This window comes from Thiobacillus sp., from assembly GCF_024708915.1.
This window is the reverse complement of sequence record NZ_JANJXQ010000189.1, coordinates 1-3,299: the sequence shown is the minus strand read 5'-3', so window position 1 is coordinate 3,299 and position 3,299 is coordinate 1. Positions and strand designations below refer to the sequence as shown.

3 protein-coding genes and 1 pseudogene are annotated in these 3,299 nt (G+C 66.4%); 1 reads left to right on the top strand and 3 read right to left on the bottom strand.

Annotated elements, in window-relative coordinates; genetic code table 11:
* Positions 1-238 (top strand): annotated as a pseudogene (locus tag Q0L94_RS13005) (sodium-independent anion transporter); the annotation flags it as partial.
* Here Q0L94_RS13005 and Q0L94_RS13000 read toward each other — a convergent pair.
* From Q0L94_RS13000 to Q0L94_RS12990, 3 genes are read right to left on the bottom strand one after another with little or no spacing between them, the layout of a single operon-like run.
* Entirely contained in the window at positions 235-795 is a 561-nt protein-coding gene (locus Q0L94_RS13000) for a carbonate dehydratase (RefSeq protein ID WP_296753851.1), read from the bottom strand. The pseudogene Q0L94_RS13005 and the gene Q0L94_RS13000 sit on opposite strands and share 4 nt — an antisense overlap.
* A gap of 51 nt (positions 796-846) precedes the next feature.
* On the bottom strand, positions 847-1,311 hold the full coding sequence (locus Q0L94_RS12995; protein WP_296753849.1) for a universal stress protein: 465 nt from the start codon (positions 1,309-1,311) through the stop codon (positions 847-849).
* Positions 1,308-3,149: a SulP family inorganic anion transporter gene (locus tag Q0L94_RS12990; protein WP_296753848.1), complete on the bottom strand. Its 1,842-nt coding sequence runs from the start codon at positions 3,147-3,149 to the stop codon at positions 1,308-1,310. Before Q0L94_RS12990 ends, Q0L94_RS12995 begins: the two co-directional genes overlap by 4 nt.
* Between the last annotated feature and the right edge of the window lie 150 nt (positions 3,150-3,299).

The window sequence follows — 3,299 nt, the reverse complement described above, 5'->3', positions numbered from 1 at the left end:
CGGCATCACCCTGGTGTTCTCCGGCCTCAAGAAGCAGGTGCTGGACGTGATGCGCAACACCGGCCTGTTCGACGAGATCGGCCAGCAGCACATTTTCGCCAACGAGGACCAGGCGCTGGCAGCCATTTATGAATGGCTGGGCGAAGCGGGCAAAGACGACCTGTTCTGTCCGGTCAGCAAGCCGCAGCCGGAAAAGCCGTCGTCCCTGCCCGCGCTTGAGCCTGGCATCGCGCGCTAGAACTCGTTGCGGATGCGCTTGTAGCCCTTCACCAGTTCGTGGTTGGCCTGCGCCACGCTTTCCGAGAAATCGGCCGCATCGGGGGTGACGCGCTCGATGCGGGCCAGCTCCTCGTCCGAGTGGATGTTGCAGGTGGAGGGAATGTAGAAGCCGTCGGGCACGCTGCAGCCTTCGACCACCGAGTTGTGGCGCACCACCGAGCCTGCGCCCACCACGCAGTTGAACAGCACCGAATTGAAGCCGATGAAGACGCGATTCCCCACCTCGCAGGGGCCATGCACGATGGAGCGGTGGGCGATCGACGTGTATTCGCCGATCTCGACCCGGCCGCCCGCCTTGGAATGGATCACCACGCCATCCTGGATGTTCGAATGGGCACCGATGACGATGGGTTCCATGTGGCCGTTGTCGTCGACCTCGTCGGCGCGGATCACCGCATAGGGGCCGATGAAGACATTCTCGCCAACGATGATGTGGCCGCAGAGGATGGCGGTGGGGTCGACGAAGGCGGTGTCGTGCACGACCGGCAGGTCGCCTCGGGGGTTGCGACGAATCAAGGTAAATCCTTCCTGTGGAGGGGCTGAAAAAGTGGCGGGCAGGCGGTCTGCTCAGGCATGCCCCTGCGCCGGCGGGAAGAAAAATCCGGCCAGGCGCGCGAAGGCGCCGGTGCGGCCGACCCGCATCATCTGCGGGCCTTCGTCGCCGGTCCGGGCCGGCAGCATGCGGCGTGTCCGTCCGTCGCACACGATCATGTCGGGACGCCAGCTGTTGATCAGCGCGGACAGGGCGGAGCGCGGCTCGCCCCATATCACGGTGGCCCGCGCCCGGCCCAGACCGTGCCGCATCAGATCGTGGTCCAGCCGCTTCTGCTCGGCCGCCGCGAGGCGGGCGGCGCGCTCGCCGGGCAGATTGCCGGCAGGCCCATCCAGCTCGAAACCGGAGCGGGTGTCCAGCACGCTCACCACCAGCAGTTCGATCTCCCCGGCCGCGGCGATCTCGCCGGCGCGGCGCAGCAAGGCCGATCCGCTGTGGCCGTGGGTGAATGGAACCAAGATGCGTTGACGGGTTTTCATGGCTGGGCTCCTGCTGGAATGAAGGGATGCGGGTGGCTGGCCGGCTCGACCTGCGTCGGCATGCATTCGCGGAAAACGCGCGCGCTGCAGGTACGGCAGACATCGCGGTTCAGATGGCGATAGATTTCGGCGATGGCATCGGTTTTGGAATCGAACAGGTTGGCGCCGTCGATCGCTTTCAGGGCGCCGTTTTCCGCCAGCTGTTCCTGCACCCTGTCCTTGGCGCCGATGAGGTAGAGCCCGCCACCCGCGCGGCGGCGGCGCTGCGCTTCGCTGGCGAGGACTTCGGCGCCGGCCATGTCGATGAAGTTGATGCCGTGCGCGATGATGGCCACGTGCTTCTGTTCGGGCTGCGCCAGATCCTGGGCGGCCAGTTTTTCGCGCACGTGCGCGGTGGCGCCGAAGAACAGCGAACCGTCGATGCGCACGAAGCGCAGCTGCGGACATTGCGGGGCATGGGCGGCATCGGTGAACTTGCGTTTGCGGTTGTGCGGGTTGGGCGCGCGCACGTGCACCTGAGGCTTCGACGTGCGCGCCAGATACAGCGAAAGCGACATCAGCACGCCGATGATGATGGCCTCTTCCAGCGTCAGGAACAGCGTCGCCGCGAAGGTGGCGGCCATGATGGCGAATTCGGAGCGGTTGGTCTTTACCGTATGGGCGATTTCCTTGAAGTCGATCAGCCCCCAGGCCACCAGGAACAGGATGCCGGCCATCGCGGCGTTGGGCAGGAAACGCGCCCACGGCGCCACCAGCAGCACCACCAGCAGCAGGAAGAAGCCCGCCATCATCGCCGCCAGCGGTGTCTTTGCACCGGCCGCGTAGTTGACCCCGCTGCGGTTGAAGGAGCCGGTGGCGACGTAGCCCGAGAAGAACGCGCCGGCGATATTCGACATCCCCTGGCCGATGAATTCCTGGTTGCCGTCGACGTGCTGGCCGGAGCGCGCCGCCAGCGCACGGGCGATCGACACCGCCTCGGTCAGCGCCAACAGCGTCACCGCCACCACGCCGGAGGCCACCGCGCGGATGCTTTCGCCGTCCAGCGCCGGCGCCGACAGCGGCGGCAGGCTCGCCGGCAGCGCGCCCACCGTCGACAGCTGCAGGCCCTGCCAAGCGCTCAAAGCCGCGGCCGCGACCGAACCGCCCAGCATCGCCACGATCATGTAGGGCCATTTCGGCAGAAACTGTTTCACCGCGATACCCAGCAGCAGCGTCAACAGGGCTACCGCCGTCACGCCGGGCTGCACCTGGTCGAGCTGGCTGAACAGCGCGCTCCAGGTGTCGCTGAAGGATGATCCGCGCGCAATCTCCAGGCCGAAGAAATGCTTCACCTGGTTGGTGGCGATCAGGATCGCCGCCCCGGCGGTGAATCCGGTCACCACCGAATGCGAGATGAAATTGACCAGCGTACCCATGCGAGCCAGCCCCATCGCCAGCTGGATGATCCCCACCAAAAAGGTCAGCGTCAGCGCCAGGCTCACGTACTGCGCCGAGCCCGGTTCGGCATGCGGCGACAGCACCGAAAACAACACGATCGACGCCGCCGTGGTCGGCCCCGACACCAGATGCCAGGAGGATCCGAACAGCGCCGCGATGATCGCCGGAATCATCCCCGCATACAGCCCGTATTCCGGCGGCATGCCGGCGATGGTGGCAAAGGCGACGCCCTGCGGCAGCACCACCACCGCGCCGGTGAGTCCTGCCATGAAATCGGCGCGCAGTGTGCCGCGGTTGACCATCGGCCACCAGCGTGTGAACGGCAGCAGGCGGGCCAGCCACAGGGGGCAGGACAGGGCGGCGTCCGCGCTACGGGACGCAGTGAGAGTCTTTGCGGACATACGGTTCCTCGACTTTGGCGCGGCTGCCGCGCCGGCGGTGGGGCAAATCACCCCAAGGCTACGGCGCGTGCAGTCAAGCCGCGGTCAAGGAAACGTCAAGAAATGGTAAAGGCGGAGATGTGCGTCGAATCACTGGCGGCCACGCGTGGG

Coding starts and splice junctions, on each gene's coding strand:
- Q0L94_RS12995 (WP_296753849.1), bottom strand. CDS start 1,311: ATGAAAACCCGTCAACGCATCTTGGTTCCATTCACCCACGGCCACAGC.
- Q0L94_RS12990 (WP_296753848.1), bottom strand. CDS start 3,149: ATGTCCGCAAAGACTCTCACTGCGTCCCGTAGCGCGGACGCCGCCCTG.